We start from the raw sequence: 18,298 nt of genomic DNA on the forward strand, positions 1-18,298 counted from the left end.
GCCGCGCTGGCACTGGTACTGCTACTGGGAGGCTGCATGTCCGACAAGAAGGAAGCCAACGCTCCGCTGCCCCGTATGAGCAGGGAGAAGGCGGAGCAGTGGGCCAAGCACTGGACCGACTCCATGGCCCGTACGGCCAAGGCCACGCTGGATCCCAAGACCGCCAAGCCGACTGCGGATTACAGCAACTGCACCGGCAGGAACGGCGAGTCCGCCACCGACGGCCGCTTCAAACTGCACTACTCGGTACGGGCCACACTGCCCCGCGCTCAGCACGCGCAAGCCGTACGGGCGATCCGCGACACCTTGAAGGACCAGGGCTTCAAGATCCAGGGCTACCGGTCCGACCCCAGCAAGGATCCAGCCAATCTGGTCGACGCCACCCACCCCGAGGAGCACCACTTCGTATCGGCGGGGGACGTGGCCGAGAACCTGCTGGTACTCATCGTCGCGACCCCCTGCCTCCTGCCCCCCGGCGTCGACCAGCAGCAGCTATGACGGATGGCCGGGCAGGACGCGTTCGTCCCGCCCGGCCACCCCTCCGGCCGAGGATCGGCCTACGCGTTCACCACCGCCGCCTGCGGCCGAATAGGCAACCGGTTCACCGGGCGCCCCGTGGCCGCCCGTACCGCCGACGCGACCGCCGCCGGGGACGTCACCACCGGGACCGCGCTCGCCGCCTTCGCGCCGAAGGGGGCGACCACGTCGCGCTCCTCGACCAGTTTGACGATGCGGATGTCGGGGGCGTCCAGGGCCGTGGGGAGGGCGTAGCCCGTCAGGTCGGGGTGGCGGATCAGGCCGCGGGCCGTGCGGAGGTTCTCCGTCAGGGCCGCGCCGACGCCCTGCGTCACGCCCGCCTCGATGCGGGCCGCCAGCTGGCCGGGGTTGAGGACCCGGCCCACGTCCTGGGCGACCGCGAGCTCCACCACCCGTACCGAGCCCAGCTCGATGTCCACGTCCACCACCGCGCGGATCGCGCAGAAGGCCAGGCCCACGAACGCGTCGCCCTGGCCCGTCTCGTCCAGGGGCTCGGTGGGGTGCGGGCGGCACTGGGCCGTGGCCCAGAGCTCCTTGCCGTCCATCGCCTCGGTCACCGTCGTGGAGAGGACCCCGTCGTACGACGTGATCTTGCCGTCGGCGATCTGCAGCAGCTCCGTGGACATGCCGAACTTGTGCGCCAGGGGCTGGAGCAGTTGCGTGCGGACCATCTTCGCCGCTCGTTCGACCGCTCCGCCCGACACCCAGGTGTGGCGGCCGTGCGACGCGGGACCGGCCGGAGGCTGGTCCGTGTCGACCGGGGCCACGTGGACCTCCTCGATGCCCAGCGTCTCCTGGACGATCTGGCGGGCCAGCGTCGTGAAGCCCTGGCCCGTGTCGACCGCCGCGCAGATCACCGTGGCCACGCCGTCCTGCACCTTGACCGTGGCCGTCGACACCTCGTCCGTGCCCTCGGCGCCCAGCATGTGCACCATGCCCAGCGCGTAGCCCACGCCCCGGCGCACCGCGCCCGGCTCGCCCGCGCCCTCGGGGCCGCCCGGCAGCAGCCAGTCGTCCTCGGGGTCGTCCTTGGGGAGGGTGGGGAGCGGGAAGTCCCGTACGGCGGTGAGGAGTTCGGCCACGGGGGCCGGGCACGTCACCGTCTGGCCGGTGGGCAGCAGGTCGCCCGTCGCCAGGACGTTGCGCAGCCGCAGCTCCGCCGGGTCCAGGCCCAGTTTGGCCGCCAGTTTGTCCATCTGGCCCTCGTAGGCCGCGCACACCTGCATCGCGCCCTCGCCCCGGACATGGCCGGAGGGCGGGTTGTTCGTACGGACCGCCCAGCCCTCGACGAAGGCGTGCGGGACCACGTACGGGCCGCAGGCGAACGCCACCGCTGCCGCCAGGGATTCGGACGACGCCTCCGCGTACGCGCCCGCGTCCAGCAGGATCTGTGCCTCCACCTTCACCAGACGGCCCTCCGCGTCCGCGTGGTGGCGGTAGCGCAGCAGCGTCGGATGGCGGTGGGCGTGGCCCAGGAACGACTCCTCGCGGGTCGCCGTCAGCTTCACCGGGCAGCCGGTGCGCAACGCCAGCAGGCCCAGCGGGAGCTGGAAGCCGGAGTCCTCGCGGTCGCCGGTGGCGCCGGGGACGCCGGTGACGACCACCTTCACGCGCTCCGGGTCCAGGCCGAAGCACGCCGCCGCGAGGTCGCGGTCGGCGTGCGGGTCGGTGGACGCGGTGTAGATCTCCACGCCGCCGTCGGGGCGCGGCACCGCGAGCCCCGCCTCGGCGCCGATCGGGGCCGGGTCCTGGCGGCCGATCCGGTACAGGCCCTCCACCACGACCTCGCCGGTCACATCCGGGTCGCCGTACTGGAGCGGGATGTGGCGGATCAAGTTGCCGTCGGGGTGCAGGGGTTCGGCCGCGAACGCCTTCTCCGGGTCGGTGACCGGCTCCAGGAGCTCGTACTCGACCGCGATCGCCGCCGCCGCGAGCCGGGCCGTGTCGGGGTGGTCGGCGGCCACCGCCGCGATCGGCTCGCCGTGGTGGCGGACGACGTCGGCGGCGAAGACCGGGCGGTCCGCGACCCCCCGGCCGTGCGCGGCGTCGCCGGGCACGTCGGCGTGGGTCACCACGGCCCGTACGCCCGGCATCTCGGCCGCCGCCGAGGTGTCGATCGAGAGGATGCGGGCCGACGCGTGCGGCGAGCGCAGCACGGCCGCCCACAGCAGGCCCTCGGCCCACAGGTCGGAGGCGTACGGGAAGGTGCCCTCGGTCTTGGCGCGCGCGTCGGCGGGGCGGAGCGAGGCGCCGAGCCCGTGGCCGGGCGCGGGCGGCTGCTCCGGGCCGGTGGTGCCCGTCCCGTCGACCGCCGCGGTCGTCGCGGTGGCTGCGTCGTTGCTCACGCCATGCCTCCGTCGTGCGTGTGCGGGGGCTGGACGCCGCCCGCGCCGGGCCCTGCCTGATGCGGAATGCGGGCCGCTTCCCCGGCGCTCCGGTCCGCCGGGTGCCCGGACGGCTCGTTCGCGGCGGCCGTCTGCGCCTCGCGCCCGGCCACCACCTCGCGTACGGCGTCGAGCACGCCCCGGTAGCCGGAGCAGCGGCAGAGGTTGCCGCAGAGCGCCTGCCGGGTCTCCAGCTCGGTGGGCGCGTGGTTGCCTTCGAGCAGGTCGTGGACGGTCATGGCCATGCCCGGGATGCAGAAACCGCACTGCACGGCCCCGCACTCGGCCAGCGCGCGCTGTACGTCGGAGGGCTCGCCGTCGACCGCGAGGCCCTCGACCGTACGCACCTCGGAGCCCGCGGTGGTGGCCGCGGGCACCAGGCAGGAGGCGACAAGACGGCCGTCGACCTGCACGCTGCACGCGCCGCACTCGCCCTGCGAGCAGCCGTCCTTGGCCCCGGCGAGACCGAGCCGCTCGCGCAGCACGTAGAGCAGCGACTCGCCGACCCACGCCTCGGTGACGGGCCGGTCGGTGCCGTTGACCCGCAGGACGTAGGAGGCACGGGGGTGCTCCAGGTCGGCGGCGGGCGGCAGAACCGGCTCCGGCTCGGGGGCGGGGAGCGGGGTGGGGACGAGCTCGGACTCGGGCTCCGGAGCGGGCTCGGGGTCCGGTGCCGCTTCCTGTACGGGTACGGGTACGGGTTCCGGGGCGGGCTCGGGCTCCGGGAGCGGCTGGGCCTGCTCCGGGTGGACGGGCTCGGGCTCGGGGAGCGGCTGGGCCTGCTCCGGGTGGACGGGCTCGGGCTCGGGGAACGGCTGGGCCTGCTCCGCGTGGACGGGCTCCGGCTCCGGCTCGGGCAGCGGCTCGGCGGCGGGCGCCTGAGCGGCGGCCTCGTCCGCGCCCGGCAGCTCCTCGGCGGCCGCGTCCGCGTCCGTCGGGTCCGCCTCGGCCCGCACGTCGGTCCGTACGTCCTCGCGCGGCTCCTCCGGCGCTTCCTCCCGTACCTCGGTCGCCAGCGCGGCCGACCAGGGCGCGGGGGCGCCGCCGGGCAGGGTCGCGCCGGGGCCGGGCGGGTTCCAGGAAAGGACCGGCTCCGGGCGTACGGGCTCGGGGGCCGGGAAGTCCACGGGCGCCGGGGTGTCGAACCGGTCGGGCGCGGAGAGGCCCGGGGACGCCTGGTGGTGGGCTTCCGCGGTCGCCTGGTGCACCTGGTGCGCCTGCGCGGCGAAGTCCTCCACGCGCGCGTCGGCGACCTCCGGCTCCACAGCGGGCTCGGGGTGCGGCTGCTCCGTCGCCCAGGGCGCGGCCGCGCCGCCGGGCAGGGTCGCCGGAGGCGTCGTACCCCACTGCTCGATGAGCGAGGACGTACTGAATTCGCCCGATTCATCCGGAAGTTCACCGTTGGCGACCGGAATCGTCCACTGGCCGGTCAGCGCGGAGTCGTCCGAAAAGTTCCACTGGCCGGTGGCGTGGCGGTCCTGCAGCGGGTCGCCCAGCGGGTCCGGCTCGGCCTGCGGGGGCGCGGGCACGGCGGACGCGTCGGGCCACTGCACCGACCGCACCTGGCTCTCGCCCCGGTCCGGCTCGGGCAGCGGCGTCGGGATCGCCCAGGTGCCGGTGGCGGCCGGGTCGGTGGTGGCGGCGGGCGTCAACGGCACGATCATCGGCGGCACATAGCCGTGGCCCGGCGCGGCCAGCGGGTCGCCGCCGAGCAGCGCGTCCAGGTCCGCGGGCAGCTGGACGAAGGCGGTCGCGCCGTCGTCGTACTCGCCGCCCTGCGGGACCGGCTGCCAGCCGCCCGTCCCGCGCGCGTGGTTGTCGTTCTCGCTCACGACAGCGCCCTCCCCAGTGCTCGTCGGGCCAGCGCGGCGACCGTGCGCCGCAGGTGCAGTACGGCGGGCGACAGCGCGGGGGGCTCCGTGCCGTCGGCCGCGGGTACCGGGTCCGGGATGCAGGCGGCGGCCACGTACTCGCCGAAGGCGTCGAGCGCCTCCGGGGCCAGCGCCGCCCGCTCGCCGTCCCAGTCGATCAGAGAGGCGATCCAGCGCTCGGCCTCCAGCGGCCGCAGCGGCATCGGCGCGATCGCGCCCACCGCGCAGCGCACCCCGCGCCGGGCCGGGTCCAGGACGACGGCGACCGAGGCGGTGGCGCGGCCGGGGCCGGTGCGGCCGGTCGCCTTGAGGAAGACCTGGGGGGCGTGCAGCAGGGGCACGCGGACATGGCCGATGAGTTCGGCGGGGGCCAGCAGCTCGCGCCCGGCCAGCAGGTGCGAGACCGGGATCTCCCGGCGGGCGCCCTCGGGACCGGCGATGACCAGGGTGGCTTCGAGCGCGGCGAGCACGGGCAGCGCGTCGCCGGTGGGCGCGGCCGAGGCGATGTTGCCGCCGAGGGTGCCCGCGTTGCGGATCTGCGGGGGGCCGGCGGCGCGCGCGGCCGCCGCGAGCGCCGGGATGAGCGCCGCGAAGTCCGGGCGCCCCATCCGCGCGTGCGTGAGCCCCGCGCCGAGGAGTGCGTGGCCGTCCTGGTACTGCCAGCCGCGGATCTCGTTGATCCGGCCGAGTCCGACGAGGCCCGCCGGGCGCAGCAGGCCCCGGTTCACCGCCGCCATCAGATCGGTGCCGCCCGCGACGGGCACGGCGGCGGGCATGGCGGCGAGCGCCGCCACGGCCTCGTCGAGCGAGGCCGGCAGTGTCACCGACTGCGCCGCCTGCGGTGCGTGCGTGGTCAACCCAGCTGCCCCTTCCCGGTGTCCCGGCCGTCCCGACTGTCCCGCCAGTGTGTGGCTGTGCGTGGCCGTACCGTACGTGCTCACAGGCCGGACGTGGCAACTCTGGCACATCTTCCGAGCCGCCCGACGCGAGGGTCCGCGAAGGACAGATCCGTCCCCGACCAGGGGAATGGTCCGGATTCACGGCTGTTGTACGACTTATCCGCGCGGGGGCAGGGCGGGACGGCCACCGATCACCGTTCCAGGATCCCGGCCGCCGGGACCCCGTCTTGCGCCCCGGCTCACACGTTTGGGGGCGACCCGTCGATCGGGCGTCCGAGCACTCCGGGGCGCTGCTGCCAGGGCAACGGGCCGCCGGGAGGCCGGTAGGCGACGCCGAGGGCGTCAAGTCGGGGGTAGTGCGAGCGCATTCGCCGCTCGAAATCGGCGAAGTCGCGCGCGGCGGGGGCGGGCAGCGCCGACCACGCCACCTCCGCGAACGCCGCGAGCCGGGGGAACACCTGGTAGTCCACGCGCGCCTGGTCCTGCATCACCTCGGTCCAGACATTGGCCTGAGTACCCAGCACATGCCGCGCCTCGGCCTCGGTCAGCTGGGGCGGCACGGGCTCGAAGCGGTACACGTCCTCCAGCGTCCGTACGTATCCGATGGGCATCGGCTCGTCGGGCCCGGCCGCCTGCCGGTGGTCCAAGTAGACCTGCTGCTCGGGGCACATGACGACGTCGTGGCCCGCCCGCGCGGCCTCGATGCCGCCCGCGTAGCCGCGCCAGGAGGAGACGGCCGCGCCGGGCGCGAGCCCGCCCTCCAGGATCTCGTCCCAGCCGATGGCGCGGCGGCCCCGGTCGGCCAGCCAGCGGTCGAAGTGCCGGATGAACCACGACTGGAGCCCGTCCTCACCGGAAAGGCCCAGTTCCTTGATACGGGCCTGGGCGGCCGGGGACGCCTTCCACTGGTCCTTGGGGCACTCGTCGCCGCCGATGTGGACGAACGGGGAGGCCTTGGCGGGGAAGAGTTCGAGGATCTCCTCCAGCACTCCCTCGTAGAAGCGGAGGGTGTTGTCAGTGGGGGCGAGTACGTTCGGATTGACGCCCCAGGTGTCCCAGACGGAGAGGCGGGTCGTGTCGATGACGTCGGTGTTGCCCAGTTCCGGGTATGCGGCGATGGCCGCCTGCGAGTGGCCCGGGATGTCGATTTCCGGAACCACGGAGATATGCCGCTCGGCGGCGTACGCGACGATCTCGCGGATGTCGTCCTGGGTGTAGAAACCGCCGTGCGGCTTCTCGTCCCACAACTCCGAGGCGCGGTGGCCGTACTTGGTCCGCGCACGCCAGGCGCCGACCTCCGTCAGCCTCGGGAAGCGCTTGATCTCGACGCGCCAGCCCTGGTCGTCGGTGAGGTGGAAGTGGAAGACGTTGAGCTTGTGCGCGGCGAGCAGGTCGAGGTAGCGGAGCACGCCGTCCTTGGGCATGAAGTGGCGTGAAACGTCCAGCATGAGGCCGCGCCAGGGGAAACGGGGCGCGTCCTCGATGACTTGCTGCGTGATGCCGTGCGGGGCGCCGGGGTCGGGGCACGCCTTGCGGAACGCGTCGGGGCCGAGGAGTTGACGCAATGTCTGCGCGCCCCAGAAGACGCCTGCGGCGCTGCCGCCCACGATCTCGATGCGCTGGGTGACGCTGAGGCGGTACGCCTCGGGGGCGAGGTCCGAGTCGATACGGAGGACGATGGCCTCCTGCGTGCCCGCCTCCCCCGGCGGCAGGGGGCGCCCGAGGGCGACACCGACGGTGTTCCGCAGCCAGCGGGCCACCGCTTCGGTGCCGGGTCCGGCGACGAGCGCCGTGTCGGGGCCGAGGACGAAGGCGCAGCGCCAGGGGCCGTCGATGGAGACCGGGGCGGGTATGAGGTCCGCGGGAGTCATGGCCATGGGGCACACGGTAACCCCGGTCGTACTACGACTGCGGGCCGTCGGTGGCTGGTCGCGCAGTTCCCCGCGCCCCTAAATGCGCCCCTTCGGGGCGCAGGGTGCGGCGCGAGCAGCCACCGACGGCCCGCAGGCACGTCATCGCGCCCCAGCGGAGCGCTCGGCCGGACCTACTTCTTGTCCTTGCCGTCCTTGCCCTTGTCTCCGCCGGCGCCCATGGACTCGTAGATCTCCTTGCACATGGGGCAGACCGGGTACTTCTTCGGGTCGCGGCCCGGCACCCAGACCTTGCCGCAGAGCGCGACGACGGGGGTCCCGTCGAGCGCGCTCGCCATGATCTTGTCCTTCTGGACGTAGTGGGCGAAGCGCTCGTGGTCGCCGTCGCCGTTCGATACCTGCGGTACCGGCTCTACGAGGGTCCCCGTACCTGCCCCGCGCTCGGGCTCAAGAGTGCTCATAAGTTCCTAGCGTACTGAAGCGCGGCGGCATCAGTTCAGCGAAGGGTCGTCCGGGTACGTCGCCACCATCGCCAGTTCGCTGCGCTGGCGGCGCAGCACCGCCCGCCACAGGGACTCCGGCTCCGGGGACGAGACGTCGCCCGGCTCGGACTCCACCACGTACCAGGCCCCGTCGGTCAGCTCCTCCTCCAGCTGGCCCGGGCCCCAGCCCGAGTACCCGGCGAAGATCCGCAGCGAGCCCAGGGCCGCGGCGAGCAGCTCCGGGGGCGCCTCCAGGTCGACGAGGCCGATCGCCCCGTACACCCGGCGCCAGCCGAGGGGGCCCTCGTCGCCGGGGATGACGGCGACGCCGAGCGCGGAGTCCAGCGAGACCGGGCCGCCCTGGAAGACCACCCCGGGCTCACCGGCCAGGGACGCCCACGGCTCCAGGATGTCGCCGACGCCCACCGGGGTCGGACGGTTGAGGACCACACCGAGAGAGCCCTCCTCGTCGTGGTCGAGGAGCAGCACCACCGCGCGGTCGAAGTTCGGATCCGCGAGGGCGGGGGTGGCGACGAGCAGCCGCCCTGTGAGCGAGGACACCTCGGTCATGCGGACATGATCCCGCATCTTCGCCCCCGAGGGGGAGCGCACGGCAGCAATGGGGCGCACCGGCTTCGAGCCGTGGCCTTCGTGGTGACCCTCCGCCGAACTCACCTCAGCGGAGCGTGTTGTGGCGAATTCATTACGGTTGCGAACCCCCCTTGGCCTTACAGGACATGGGTAGAAGCCCCTTACCCTTTTCTCTGGCCCCCTGCCCGACGATTCCGGAACGCGAGATTCATGACCGGCACAGACGATGTACTGCTTGTCCACGGCGGAACCCCGCTGGAGGGCGAGATCCGCGTCCGCGGCGCGAAGAACCTCGTGCCGAAGGCGATGGTCGCCGCCCTGCTCGGCAGCGGTCCGAGCCGGCTGCGCAATGTGCCCGACATCCGCGACGTGCGCGTCGTACGCGGCCTGCTGCAGCTGCACGGGGTGACGGTCCGCCCGGGCGAGGAGCCCGGTGAGCTGATCCTCGACCCGTCGCACGTCGAAAGTGCGAACGTCGCCGACATCGACGCGCACGCAGGTTCGTCGCGCATCCCGATCCTGCTCTGCGGCCCGCTGCTGCACCGCCTCGGCCACGCCTTCATCCCGGGCCTGGGCGGCTGCGACATCGGCGGCCGGCCGATCGACTTCCACTTCGAGGTGCTGCGGCAGTTCGGCGCGACCATCGAGAAGCGCGCCGACGGCCAGTACCTGGAGGCCCCGCAGCGGCTGCGCGGCACCAAGATCCGGCTGCCGTACCCGTCGGTGGGCGCGACCGAGCAGGTCCTGCTGACGGCCGTACTGGCCGAGGGTGTGACCGAGCTCTCCAACGCGGCCGTGGAGCCCGAGATCGAGGACCTCATCTGCGTACTGCAGAAGATGGGCGCGATCATCGCCATGGACACCGACCGGACGATCCGGATCACCGGTGTCGACAAGCTCGGCGGGTACACCCACCGCGCCCTCTCGGACCGGCTGGAGGCCGCCTCCTGGGCGTCCGCCGCGCTGGCGACCGAGGGCAACATCTACGTCCGCGGCGCGCAGCAGCGGTCGATGATGACCTTCCTGAACACGTACCGGAAGGTCGGCGGCGCCTTCGAGATCGACGACGAGGGCATCCGGTTCTGGCACCCCGGCGGCTCGCTCAAGTCGATCGCCCTCGAGACGGACGTGCACCCCGGCTTCCAGACCGACTGGCAGCAGCCGCTGGTCGTGGCGCTGACGCAGGCCACGGGCCTGTCGATCGTCCACGAGACGGTGTACGAGTCGCGGCTCGGCTTCACGTCGGCGCTGAACCAGATGGGTGCGCACATCCAGCTGTACCGGGAGTGCCTGGGCGGCTCCGACTGCCGCTTCGGGCAGCGCAACTTCCTGCACTCGGCGGTGGTGAGCGGGCCCACGAAGCTGCAGGGTGCGGATCTGGTGATTCCGGATCTGCGGGGTGGGTTCTCCTACCTGATCGCTGCGCTGGCGGCGCAGGGGACGTCGCGGGTGCACGGGATCGATCTGATCAACCGGGGGTACGAGAACTTCATGGAGAAGCTGATGGAGCTGGGGGCGAAGGTGGAGCTGCCCAACGGTGCGCTGAGCTGACCCTGGGTCTTGGCCCCTCCCCGCCCCTTCCCTAAACCCTCCGGGGGTGGTGGGAGGGGGCGGAGGTGTTTTCCGGGAGCTTTGCGGGGCCTGCGGCCCCTGCACCCCGCTTCGTTCGTCTGCGGACCGTAGATGGCTGGTCGCGCAGTTCCCCGCGCCCCTAAAAGCCTGTGGCTGAGCTGGGTTCTCCGGCTGCGGCCGACCCCCTAGGAGCGCGCGGAACTGCGCGACCAGCCCCCACCGGCCCGCAGGTAATGAACCACCTAGGGGCGCGGGGAACTGCGCGAGCAACCCACCACACACCCGCAGACGAACCCCGAGCCAAAAAGGGGCGCGGGGAACTGCGCGGTCAGCCATCCACCCAGCCGCAGACAAAGGCCGGGTACACGGCGAAGGGTGGCCACCCCCCTCCACGGGGGTGGCCACCCTTCGTCTTTCAGCTAAGCGGCCTGCAAAGGGGCGCTTACTTGCCCTTCGCGGCTTCCTTGAGCTTCGAGCCCGCGGAGACCTTCACGCTGAAACCGGCCGGGATGTCGATCGGGTCGCCGGTCTGCGGGTTGCGAGCGGTACGAGCGGCACGGTGGGTGCGCTCGAAGGTCAGGAAGCCGGGGATGGTGACCTTCTCGTCGCCCTTGGCGACGACCTCGCCGACCGTCTCGGCGAGAGCGGCCAGAACGGCGTCGGCGTCCTTGCGGGTCACCTCGGCGCGGTCGGCCAGCGCGGCCACCAGCTCACTGCGGTTCATGTTCTTACTCCCGTGTTCTTCTTGCCTGTGGGGCGTGCCACGCGGCGGAAGCCGCATGTTGGGTACAGCGAAGCCGATGCTGCCAGGGCCCTCGGACAGTCCCCGGACCCGGGTCCGTGTCGGACCCTCGCGCCCGGTTACGCATCCTGCCCCCACCTGTGGCGGGAAAGCCAATCCGGCACCCTCCGGAGTCACACGAAAAGCGCCACAGCCCCGTCGTGGTGACGCTCCGTCGACTCCCTGGAGACTCGCTGGAACCGCCGGGGCGGATGCGGGTGCCGCCACCCTACGGGCGGCCCCACAGCCCCGCATCCCGCGACGCGCCGGGCGCCGGGCGGACGTGGGGCCGGTCACAGCCCCGTACGACCCCTCAGAGGGCGGCCTGGGCCGCCGTCCGCACCGCGCCCGCCACCGCGCCCGCGACCTTGTCGTTGAAGACCGACGGGATGATGTAGTTCGGGTTGAGCTCGTCCTCGGTCACCACGTTCGCGAGCGCGGTCGCGGCGGCCAGCATCATGTCGGTGTTGACCGTGCGCGACTGGGCGTCCAGGAGGCCGCGGAAGACGCCCGGGAAGACCAGCACGTTGTTGATCTGGTTCGGGAAGTCCGAGCGGCCGGTGGCCACCACGGCGGCCGTCTCGCGCGCCACGCCCGGGTCGACCTCGGGGTCGGGGTTCGCGAGCGCGAAGACGATGGCGCCCTCGGCCATCGCGGCCACGTCGTCGCCGTTCAGGACGTTGGGGGCGGAGACGCCGATGAAGACGTCCGCGCCGACCACGGCCTCGCGCAGGGAGCCGGTGAGGCCCTCCGGGTTGGTGTTGTCGGCGATCCAGCGGAGCGCCGCCATGTCGGAGCCCGCGTCGGCCCCGGCCAGGTCCGCGCGGCCGGTGTGGACGACGCCCTGGATGTCGGCGACGACCGCGTTCTTGACGCCGGCCGCGAGCAGCAGCTTGAGGATGGCCGTACCGGCCGCGCCCGCGCCGGACATGACGACCCGTACGTCACCGATACCCTTGCCGACCACGCGCAGCGCGTTGGTCAGCGCGGCGAGCACCACGATCGCAGTGCCGTGCTGGTCGTCGTGGAAGACGGGGATGTCCAGGGCCTCGCGCAGGCGCGCCTCGATCTCGAAGCAGCGGGGCGCGGAGATGTCCTCCAGGTTGATGCCCGCGAAGCCGGGGGCGATCGCCTTGACGATCGCGACGATCTCGTCGGTGTCCTGGGTGTCCAGGCAGAGCGGCCAGGCGTCGATGCCCGCGAACCGCTTGAAGAGGGCCGCCTTGCCCTCCATGACCGGCAGCGCGGCCTTCGGGCCGATGTTGCCGAGGCCGAGGACGGCCGAGCCGTCGGTGACGACCGCGACGGAGTTGCGCTTGATGGTGAGGCGGCGGGCGTCCTCGGGGTTCTCGGCGATCGCCATGCACACCCGGGCGACACCCGGGGTGTAGATCATCGAGAGGTCGTCACGGTTGCGGATGGGGTGCTTGGACGCCATCTCGATCTTGCCGCCGAGGTGCATCAGGAACGTACGGTCGGAGACCTTGCCGAGGGTGACGCCCTCGATCCCGCGCAGCTTCTCGACGATCTCGTCGGCGTGCGCGGTGGAGGTCGCCGCGATGGTGACGTCGATCCGCAGCTTCTCGTGGCCGGAGGCGGTCACGTCGAGGCCGGTGACCGAACCGCCGGAGGACTCCACGGCCGTGGTGAGCTGGGAGACCGCCGTTCCGCTGGCGGGCACCTCCAGCCGGACCGTCATCGAGTACGAGACGCTGGGCGCCGTTGCCATGACCGGGTTCCTCTGCTTTCCCTAGCTTCGTTGCTAGCGCGACCCGAGCTGTTGCCGGGCAACGCCATCCGATGTTCGCACCTACCGGCGGGTAGCCGGTAACGCGCCATTCATTCCGGAAAACAGTTTCCACCATACGAGAGATGATCGGCCGGTGGAAGCCCCGAAAAGCACAACAGGCCCACGCCATCCGCAGATGACGTGGGCCTGTCGCTCACGTGAAGACACCGACCCGCCATGCTCGCCTCGCGGCAAGTGGTCGCTCGAAGCGACTAAGGTTGGGCCCGGGGGCTTGGATCGAGCCGGTGCCGTACCCAGGCTAACAAACCACCCCGGGAAGTGATTCAAGCATCGCGAGTTGACTCCGCTGTATTTTCGGCGTTCCGCCGCGCTCAGTCCCGCAGCAGGTCGGGCACCCCGTCCGCATCGGGCTCGTCGCGCTCGCCGGAGACCACCGTGAGCTGCTGGGTCGCCCGGGTGAGCGCCACGTACAGCACGCGCAGCCCGGCGGGCGACTCGTCGGCGATCTCCGCCGGGGAGACCACCACCGTGGCGTCGTACTCCAGGCCCTTGGCCTCCAGGCTGCCGAGCGCCACCACGCGCTCGCCGAGCCCGGCCAGCCAGCGCGCCGCCTGCTCGCGCCGCCGCATGGCGACGACCACGCCGACCGTGCCGTCGACCTGGTCGAGGAGGCGGGCCGCCTCCTCCCGTACGGACTCGGCGAGGTCCTGGCCGGCCACCGTGAAGCGCGGCTCGACGCCCGTGGAGCGGACCGCCCTCGGGGACTTCATGCCCGGCATCGCCAACGTCAGCACCCGCGCGGCCAGTTCGGCGATCTCGGCCGGGTTGCGGTAGTTCACGGTCAGCTCGAAGCGGCGGCGGGGGCGGGAGCCCAGCGCCTCGTCGCGCGCGGCGGCCGCCTCGTCCGGGTCGGACCAGGACGACTGGGCCGGGTCCCCGACGACCGTCCAGGTGGCCGTGCGGCCCCGGCGGCCGACCATGCGCCACTGCATCGGCGTGAGGTCCTGCGCCTCGTCGACGATGACGTGCGCGTACTCGGTGCGCTCCTGCGCCAGGCGCTCCGCGCGCTCGCGCTGGGTCTCCTCGCGGTGCGGCATCAGCTCCTCCAGGCCCGTGAGCGCGTCCAGCGGGTCGTACTCGCGCTTCCTGCGGGGCTTGGCCGGGGTGCCGAGCAGCGTCTCCAGCTCGTCCAGGAGCGCCACGTCGTGCACCGAAAGGGGCCCGTGGCCGGTGGCGTCCAGCCGGGAGAGCGAGCGGGCCAGGCGCCGGGTCTCGCCGGGCGTCAGGACCCGCCGCGCCCAGCGGTTCAGGCGCCGCTCGTCGCCCATCGCCGCGAGCACCCCGCGCGGGGTGAGCTCGGGCCACCAGGCGTCCAGGAACGCGATGAAGCTGTCCTCGGAGGTGATGTCGTCGTCGAACGAGGAGCGCAGCTCGGCGGCGAGCTCCGGGTCCGTGTGCCGCCCGGCCGAGCCGGATCTGCTCCACAGGGCGTCCAGGAGCAGCTTGCGGGCGCGCGGGCGCAGCAGGTTGACCGGTGCGGTGCCGCCGAGCACGGCGTGCCGGATCCGCCGCAGCTCCTCGGCCTCCAGCTCGACGCGCCGGCCGAAGGCGACGACGCGCAGCCGGGTGGGGGTCGCGGCGGCCTGACCGTCCGCCGCCTCGCCCTCCTCCTCGCCGAAGGAGAGCTGGCCGGTGTCCTGCGGCGGCCGGGCCGGGTTGCCCCGCCTGGTCCTGCCGCGCGCCGGGTCCGCCGTCTCCAGGGCTCCGCGCGCCGCCTTGCGCAGCACCTGGAGCATCCGGGAGGAGCCCTTGATCCTGGCGACGGCCGGCTCGTCGTACGCGGTGGCCTCGGCGCCGTCGACCAGGTTGCCGACCGCGCGGATCGCCACCTGCCCCTCCTCGCCGAGCGAGGGCAGCACGCCTTCGGTGTACGACACGAGCAGCGGGGTCGGGGAGACGATCAGGATGCCGCCCGCGTACCGGCGGCGGTCCTGGTAGAGCAGGTACGCGGCGCGGTGCAGCGCGACGGCGGTCTTGCCGGTGCCGGGGCCGCCCTCCACGTAGGTGACGGACGCGGCGGGCGCGCGGATCACCAGGTCCTGCTCGGCCTGGATGGAGGCGACGATGTCCCGCATGGTGTGGCTGCGGGCCTGGCCGAGCGCGGCCATCAGGGCGCCGTCGCCGATCACCGGCAGCTCGGCGCCGTCCAGCGTCGCGGTCAGCTCCGGGCGCATCAGGTCGTCCTCGACCCCGAGCACCTTGCGGCCCTTGGAGCGGATGACGCGGCGGCGCACCACCCGGCCCGGGTCGACCGGCGTGGAGCGGTAGAACGGCGCGGCGGCGGGCGCGCGCCAGTCGATGACCAGCGGCGCGTAGTCCGAGTCCAGAACGCCGATACGGCCGATGTGAAGCGTTTCGGCGATCTCGGCGTACTTGCCGTCCCCGTCCTCGCGCACGGCCCCCTCGGCGGGCTCCACGGCCGTGTAGGCCCCGTCGGGGCCCTTCTTGCCGTCCTTGCCGAGCAGCAGGTCGATCCGGCCGAAGAGGAAGTCCTCGAATTCGTTGTTGAGGCGGTTGAGGTGGATCCCGGCCCGGAAGACCTGGGCGTCCCGTTCCGCCAGCGCTCCGGGCGTTCCCACCTGGCCGCGCTGGGCGGCGTCGTTCATCAGGAACTCCGCCTCGTGGATCTTCTCCTCAAGGCGGCGGTACACCTTGTCCAGGTGTTCCTGTTCGACTCCGATCTCACGGTCTCTGACCGAGTCGACAGCGGCTTCCTGCGCGGCCACCGAGGCCCCCTTCTGACGTGCATTGGGCAGCCGTCAACCGTACGCGAAGGGGGCCGGTCTGTCAGGCGGTGACCGGCCCGTGGCCGGTCACCTTTCAGGCCGGGACGTCCACGAGCGCCTTGCCGTCGAGGGTCCGGACCTCGAAATGATCGATCTGGTCCCGGTTCATGGCGGTACCGCCGTGCACGTACAGCGGGTACTCCGCCTCCTTGTGCGGGCTGTCCGCGATCCCGTACCCCCACTTGGGCACCGCCCAGGTGGTGACGGTCTCCTGCGCGCCGTCCTTGCCGATCGCGATGAGGCTGCACTTGAGCGGCCCCTTCACGTTCTTCAGCTGGAGGACGGTGTGGGTGCCCCAGCCCTTCTTCTCGGTGCCGACGGTCGCGCTGACACCGGTCGTCGCGTCGGTCGCCGCCACCTTCTGGGTCATGTGATGGAAGAAGGCGTCCTCTGCGGGGCTGGTCGAGTGCGGCTCGGCGGGCGCGGCCTGGGTCGTGCCGCCGTCGGAGGTCGCCACCACGGCGATCGCCGGACCGCCGATGATCAGCGCGGCGGCGGCCGCCACCAGGTAGGTGGTGCGGCGCCTGCGCTTGGCGCGCAGCACCGCCACCTCGTCGATGAGCCGTTCGCTCATGCTCGGCGGGGCCGGGCGCAGCGGGCGGTCGGCGGGGCCGGGGAACTCCTTCAAGGTGGCCAGGAGCGGCTCCATGCCGCCGAGCTGGTCGAGCTCGGCCGCGCACAGGTCACAGCCCGCCAGATGCGCCTCGAAGGCGGTGGCCTCGGCATCGTCGAGGACGCCGAGCGCGTACGCCGCGACCGCCTCGTGCTCGGACTGGTACTCCGGCGTGGTCATGCCGTCACCCCCCGTTCCTCCAACGCGAGTTTCATGGACCGCAGGGCGTAGAAGACGCGGGACCTGACGGTCCCGCTCGGCACGCCCAGCACTTCGGCCGCTTCATTGACCGTACGTCCTTTGAAGTACGTTTCGACCAGCGCCTCGCGGTGTGCGGGTGTCAGGTCGTCGAGTGCGTCCGAGAGCGTCATCAGCCACAGCGCCTTGTCGATCTCGTCCTCCGCGGGCATGACCTCCAGCGGCGACGGATCGACCTCCTGCGGCCGGGCCTGCCGGCTGCGGTGGCCGTCGATGACGATGCGCCGTGCGACCGTCACCAGCCAGGGGCGGACCGAACCGGTCGCTCTGTTGAGCTGACCGGCGTTCTTCCAGGCACGGATGAGCGTCTCCTGCACGACGTCCTCGGCCCGCTGGCGGTCGCCGGCGACGAGACGGAGCACATACGCGAGCAGCGGGCCCGCGTGTTCGCGGTAGAGCGCCCGCATCAGCTCCTCGTCGGGAACGGAGCGGTGGCGGGCGCCTTGCGGACGGTCATCGGCCACGGCGGCATCCTTGCGCACCAGAACCTCCCGGTCGAGACCCTGCCGGCGCGCGGGTCGCGTACCGGCTCATCCCTCCATACGGGCGGTTGTCCTGAACCATTCAAATCAGCGCGAGATTTTTGTTTACGGGGTGCCCGCACGGTCTTCACAAGGCGGCGGCCGCCGTACGCCGCCGGTGGCGGGCCACCCGCTCCCGGTTGCCGCACACCTCGCTGGAGCACCAGCGCCGCCGCCGCCCGCGCGAGGTGTCCAGGTACAGCCGGAAGCAGTTGTCGCCCTCGCACTGGCGCAGCCGGGACCGGTCCTGCGGGTCGGTGAGCAGCTCCACCGCGTCCCGGGCGACCACGGCGAGCAGCGCGGTGCAGTCGGGGGCGCCGCTGAGGGTGCGCACGAGCCGTCCGTCGGCGCCCCGGATCGCACGTACGCCCGGGGGTGCGGCCGCGGCCAGGGCATTGACCCGCTCCAGGGCCGCGGCGGCCGCCCCGCCGCGCCCGCCGAGCTCGGCGTGGACCAGTTGTCCGATCTGGTCGCGCAGTTCGGCGAACCGGGCCAGCCACTGGCCGTCGGCCCCCGGCAGCGGGGTGCCGGCCGGCACGAGCCCGGCGCCGACGAGCCACTGCCCGAGCCGCCCCGCGCTGTCCAGCTGATCGCTGTCGTACGCCCCGGTCGCCACCAGATCCAGACAGATCCGCCCGGAGTCGAACCGCAACATGCGCCACCGCCTTGGGGGTTACCGGTGAGTGCCGTGCCTCCAGAGTGCCCGCCCGGGGGCGGCGCCGGAAGCCCTCCTGCCGGGCGCGGGCGGGCGGTTCGGCCGAGGGCCTAGGCCGTCGGCGGGCCGTCGTGCAGGATCCGCTGGAACAGGCGGTGGTCGCGCCAGGCGCCGTCGATGTGGAGGTAGCGGGGGGCGACGCCGATCTCGGTGAAGCCGGCCTTGGCCAGGACGCGCTGGGAGGCGGTGTTGGCGAGGACCGTTCCGGCCTCGACGCGGTGCAGCCCGAGCTCCTCGCGGGCGGCCCGGCACACCTCCTCGACGAGCCGGGTCGCCAGGCCCCGGCCGGTGTGCGCGCCGTCGATCCAGTACCCCAGGCTCGCGCTGCAGAAGGGCCCACGGGCCACGCCGGAGAGCGTGGCCTGGCCGATCACCAGCTCCCCCTCGGTGAGCAGCCAGCGGGGCGCGGCGGCGTCGAGGAGACGTTCCTTCTGCCCGGCCTCGGTGAAGAACGACTCGGGGCGGTGCGGCTCCCAGGGCCGCAGATGGTCCCGGTTGCGGACGTAGGCGGCCGCGAGGGCGGACGCGTCGGCCGGGGACGCGGGGCGCAGTTCGGTCATGCCCGTACGGTAGACGCGGCCGCGGCCTGACCGGCAGGGCCCCGCCC

The 18,298-nt window shown here is 72.9% G+C and carries 15 protein-coding genes; 2 read left to right on the plus strand and 13 right to left on the minus strand.

Annotation, left to right across the window (positions count from 1 at the left end):
- Positions 1-36 precede the first annotated feature (36 nt).
- Positions 37-498, plus strand: a complete 462-nt coding sequence (locus BX283_RS17480; protein WP_101392414.1) for a hypothetical protein — start codon at positions 37-39, stop codon at positions 496-498.
- Positions 499-557: 59 nt separating this feature from the next.
- On the opposite strand, the gene BX283_RS17485 is transcribed toward BX283_RS17480, so the two are convergent.
- From BX283_RS17485 to BX283_RS17510, 6 genes are all read right to left on the minus strand, one after another.
- Positions 558-2,882 carry a xanthine dehydrogenase family protein molybdopterin-binding subunit gene (locus tag BX283_RS17485; protein WP_101388517.1) on the minus strand — a complete coding sequence of 775 codons (2,325 nt, stop codon included), beginning with the start codon at positions 2,880-2,882 and terminating at the stop codon, positions 558-560.
- A complete protein-coding gene (locus tag BX283_RS42175) occupies positions 2,879-4,753 on the minus strand; it encodes a 2Fe-2S iron-sulfur cluster-binding protein (RefSeq protein WP_306822808.1) in 1,875 nt (624 codons plus the stop codon). Before BX283_RS42175 ends, BX283_RS17485 begins: the two co-directional genes overlap by 4 nt.
- Positions 4,750-5,649 (minus strand): xanthine dehydrogenase family protein subunit M, encoded by a 900-nt coding sequence (locus BX283_RS17495; protein WP_101388518.1) that lies wholly within the window; start codon positions 5,647-5,649, stop codon positions 4,750-4,752. Before BX283_RS17495 ends, BX283_RS42175 begins: the two co-directional genes overlap by 4 nt.
- 281 nt (positions 5,650-5,930) lie before the next feature.
- A complete protein-coding gene (locus tag BX283_RS17500; protein WP_101388519.1) occupies positions 5,931-7,568 on the minus strand; it encodes a beta-N-acetylhexosaminidase in 1,638 nt (545 codons plus the stop codon).
- Between the two features lie 167 nt (positions 7,569-7,735).
- Positions 7,736-8,023, minus strand: a complete 288-nt coding sequence (locus BX283_RS17505; RefSeq protein ID WP_067159626.1) for a DUF3039 domain-containing protein — start codon at positions 8,021-8,023, stop codon at positions 7,736-7,738.
- A 30-nt stretch (positions 8,024-8,053) separates the two neighbouring features.
- Entirely contained in the window at positions 8,054-8,614 is a 561-nt protein-coding gene (locus tag BX283_RS17510; RefSeq protein WP_101388520.1) for a YqgE/AlgH family protein, read from the minus strand.
- Between the two features lie 231 nt (positions 8,615-8,845).
- On the opposite strand from BX283_RS17510, the gene murA reads away from it, so the two are divergent.
- A complete protein-coding gene (gene murA, locus BX283_RS17515) occupies positions 8,846-10,186 on the plus strand; it encodes a UDP-N-acetylglucosamine 1-carboxyvinyltransferase (protein ID WP_101388521.1) in 1,341 nt (446 codons plus the stop codon).
- Between the two features lie 463 nt (positions 10,187-10,649).
- Here murA and BX283_RS17520 read toward each other — a convergent pair whose 3' ends face one another.
- The 7 genes from BX283_RS17520 to BX283_RS17550 form a co-directional block, all read right to left on the minus strand.
- Positions 10,650-10,931, minus strand: coding sequence for an HU family DNA-binding protein (locus BX283_RS17520; RefSeq protein ID WP_067159632.1), 282 nt, complete (start codon positions 10,929-10,931; stop codon positions 10,650-10,652).
- Between the two features lie 370 nt (positions 10,932-11,301).
- Positions 11,302-12,717 (minus strand): NAD-dependent malic enzyme, encoded by a 1,416-nt coding sequence (locus BX283_RS17525; RefSeq protein ID WP_101388522.1) that lies wholly within the window; start codon positions 12,715-12,717, stop codon positions 11,302-11,304.
- Positions 12,718-13,109: 392 nt separating this feature from the next.
- Positions 13,110-15,524 (minus strand): UvrD-helicase domain-containing protein, encoded by a 2,415-nt coding sequence (locus BX283_RS17530; protein ID WP_101388523.1) that lies wholly within the window; start codon positions 15,522-15,524, stop codon positions 13,110-13,112.
- Positions 15,525-15,618: 94 nt separating this feature from the next.
- Positions 15,619-16,377 (minus strand): anti-sigma factor, encoded by a 759-nt coding sequence (locus tag BX283_RS17535; RefSeq protein ID WP_101388524.1) that lies wholly within the window; start codon positions 16,375-16,377, stop codon positions 15,619-15,621.
- Complete coding sequence (locus BX283_RS17540) at positions 16,374-16,937, minus strand: sigma-70 family RNA polymerase sigma factor (protein WP_101388525.1); 564 nt, start codon at positions 16,935-16,937, stop codon at positions 16,374-16,376. Before BX283_RS17540 ends, BX283_RS17535 begins: the two co-directional genes overlap by 4 nt.
- A 127-nt stretch (positions 16,938-17,064) precedes the next feature.
- Complete coding sequence (locus BX283_RS17545) at positions 17,065-17,631, minus strand: ABATE domain-containing protein (protein ID WP_101388526.1); 567 nt, start codon at positions 17,629-17,631, stop codon at positions 17,065-17,067.
- A gap of 110 nt (positions 17,632-17,741) precedes the next feature.
- Positions 17,742-18,251 (minus strand): GNAT family N-acetyltransferase, encoded by a 510-nt coding sequence (locus BX283_RS17550; RefSeq protein WP_101388527.1) that lies wholly within the window; start codon positions 18,249-18,251, stop codon positions 17,742-17,744.
- Positions 18,252-18,298: the final 47 nt, after the last annotated feature.

Source organism: Streptomyces sp. TLI_146 (genome assembly GCF_002846415.1).
Lineage (GTDB): Bacteria > Actinomycetota > Actinomycetes > Streptomycetales > Streptomycetaceae > Streptomyces.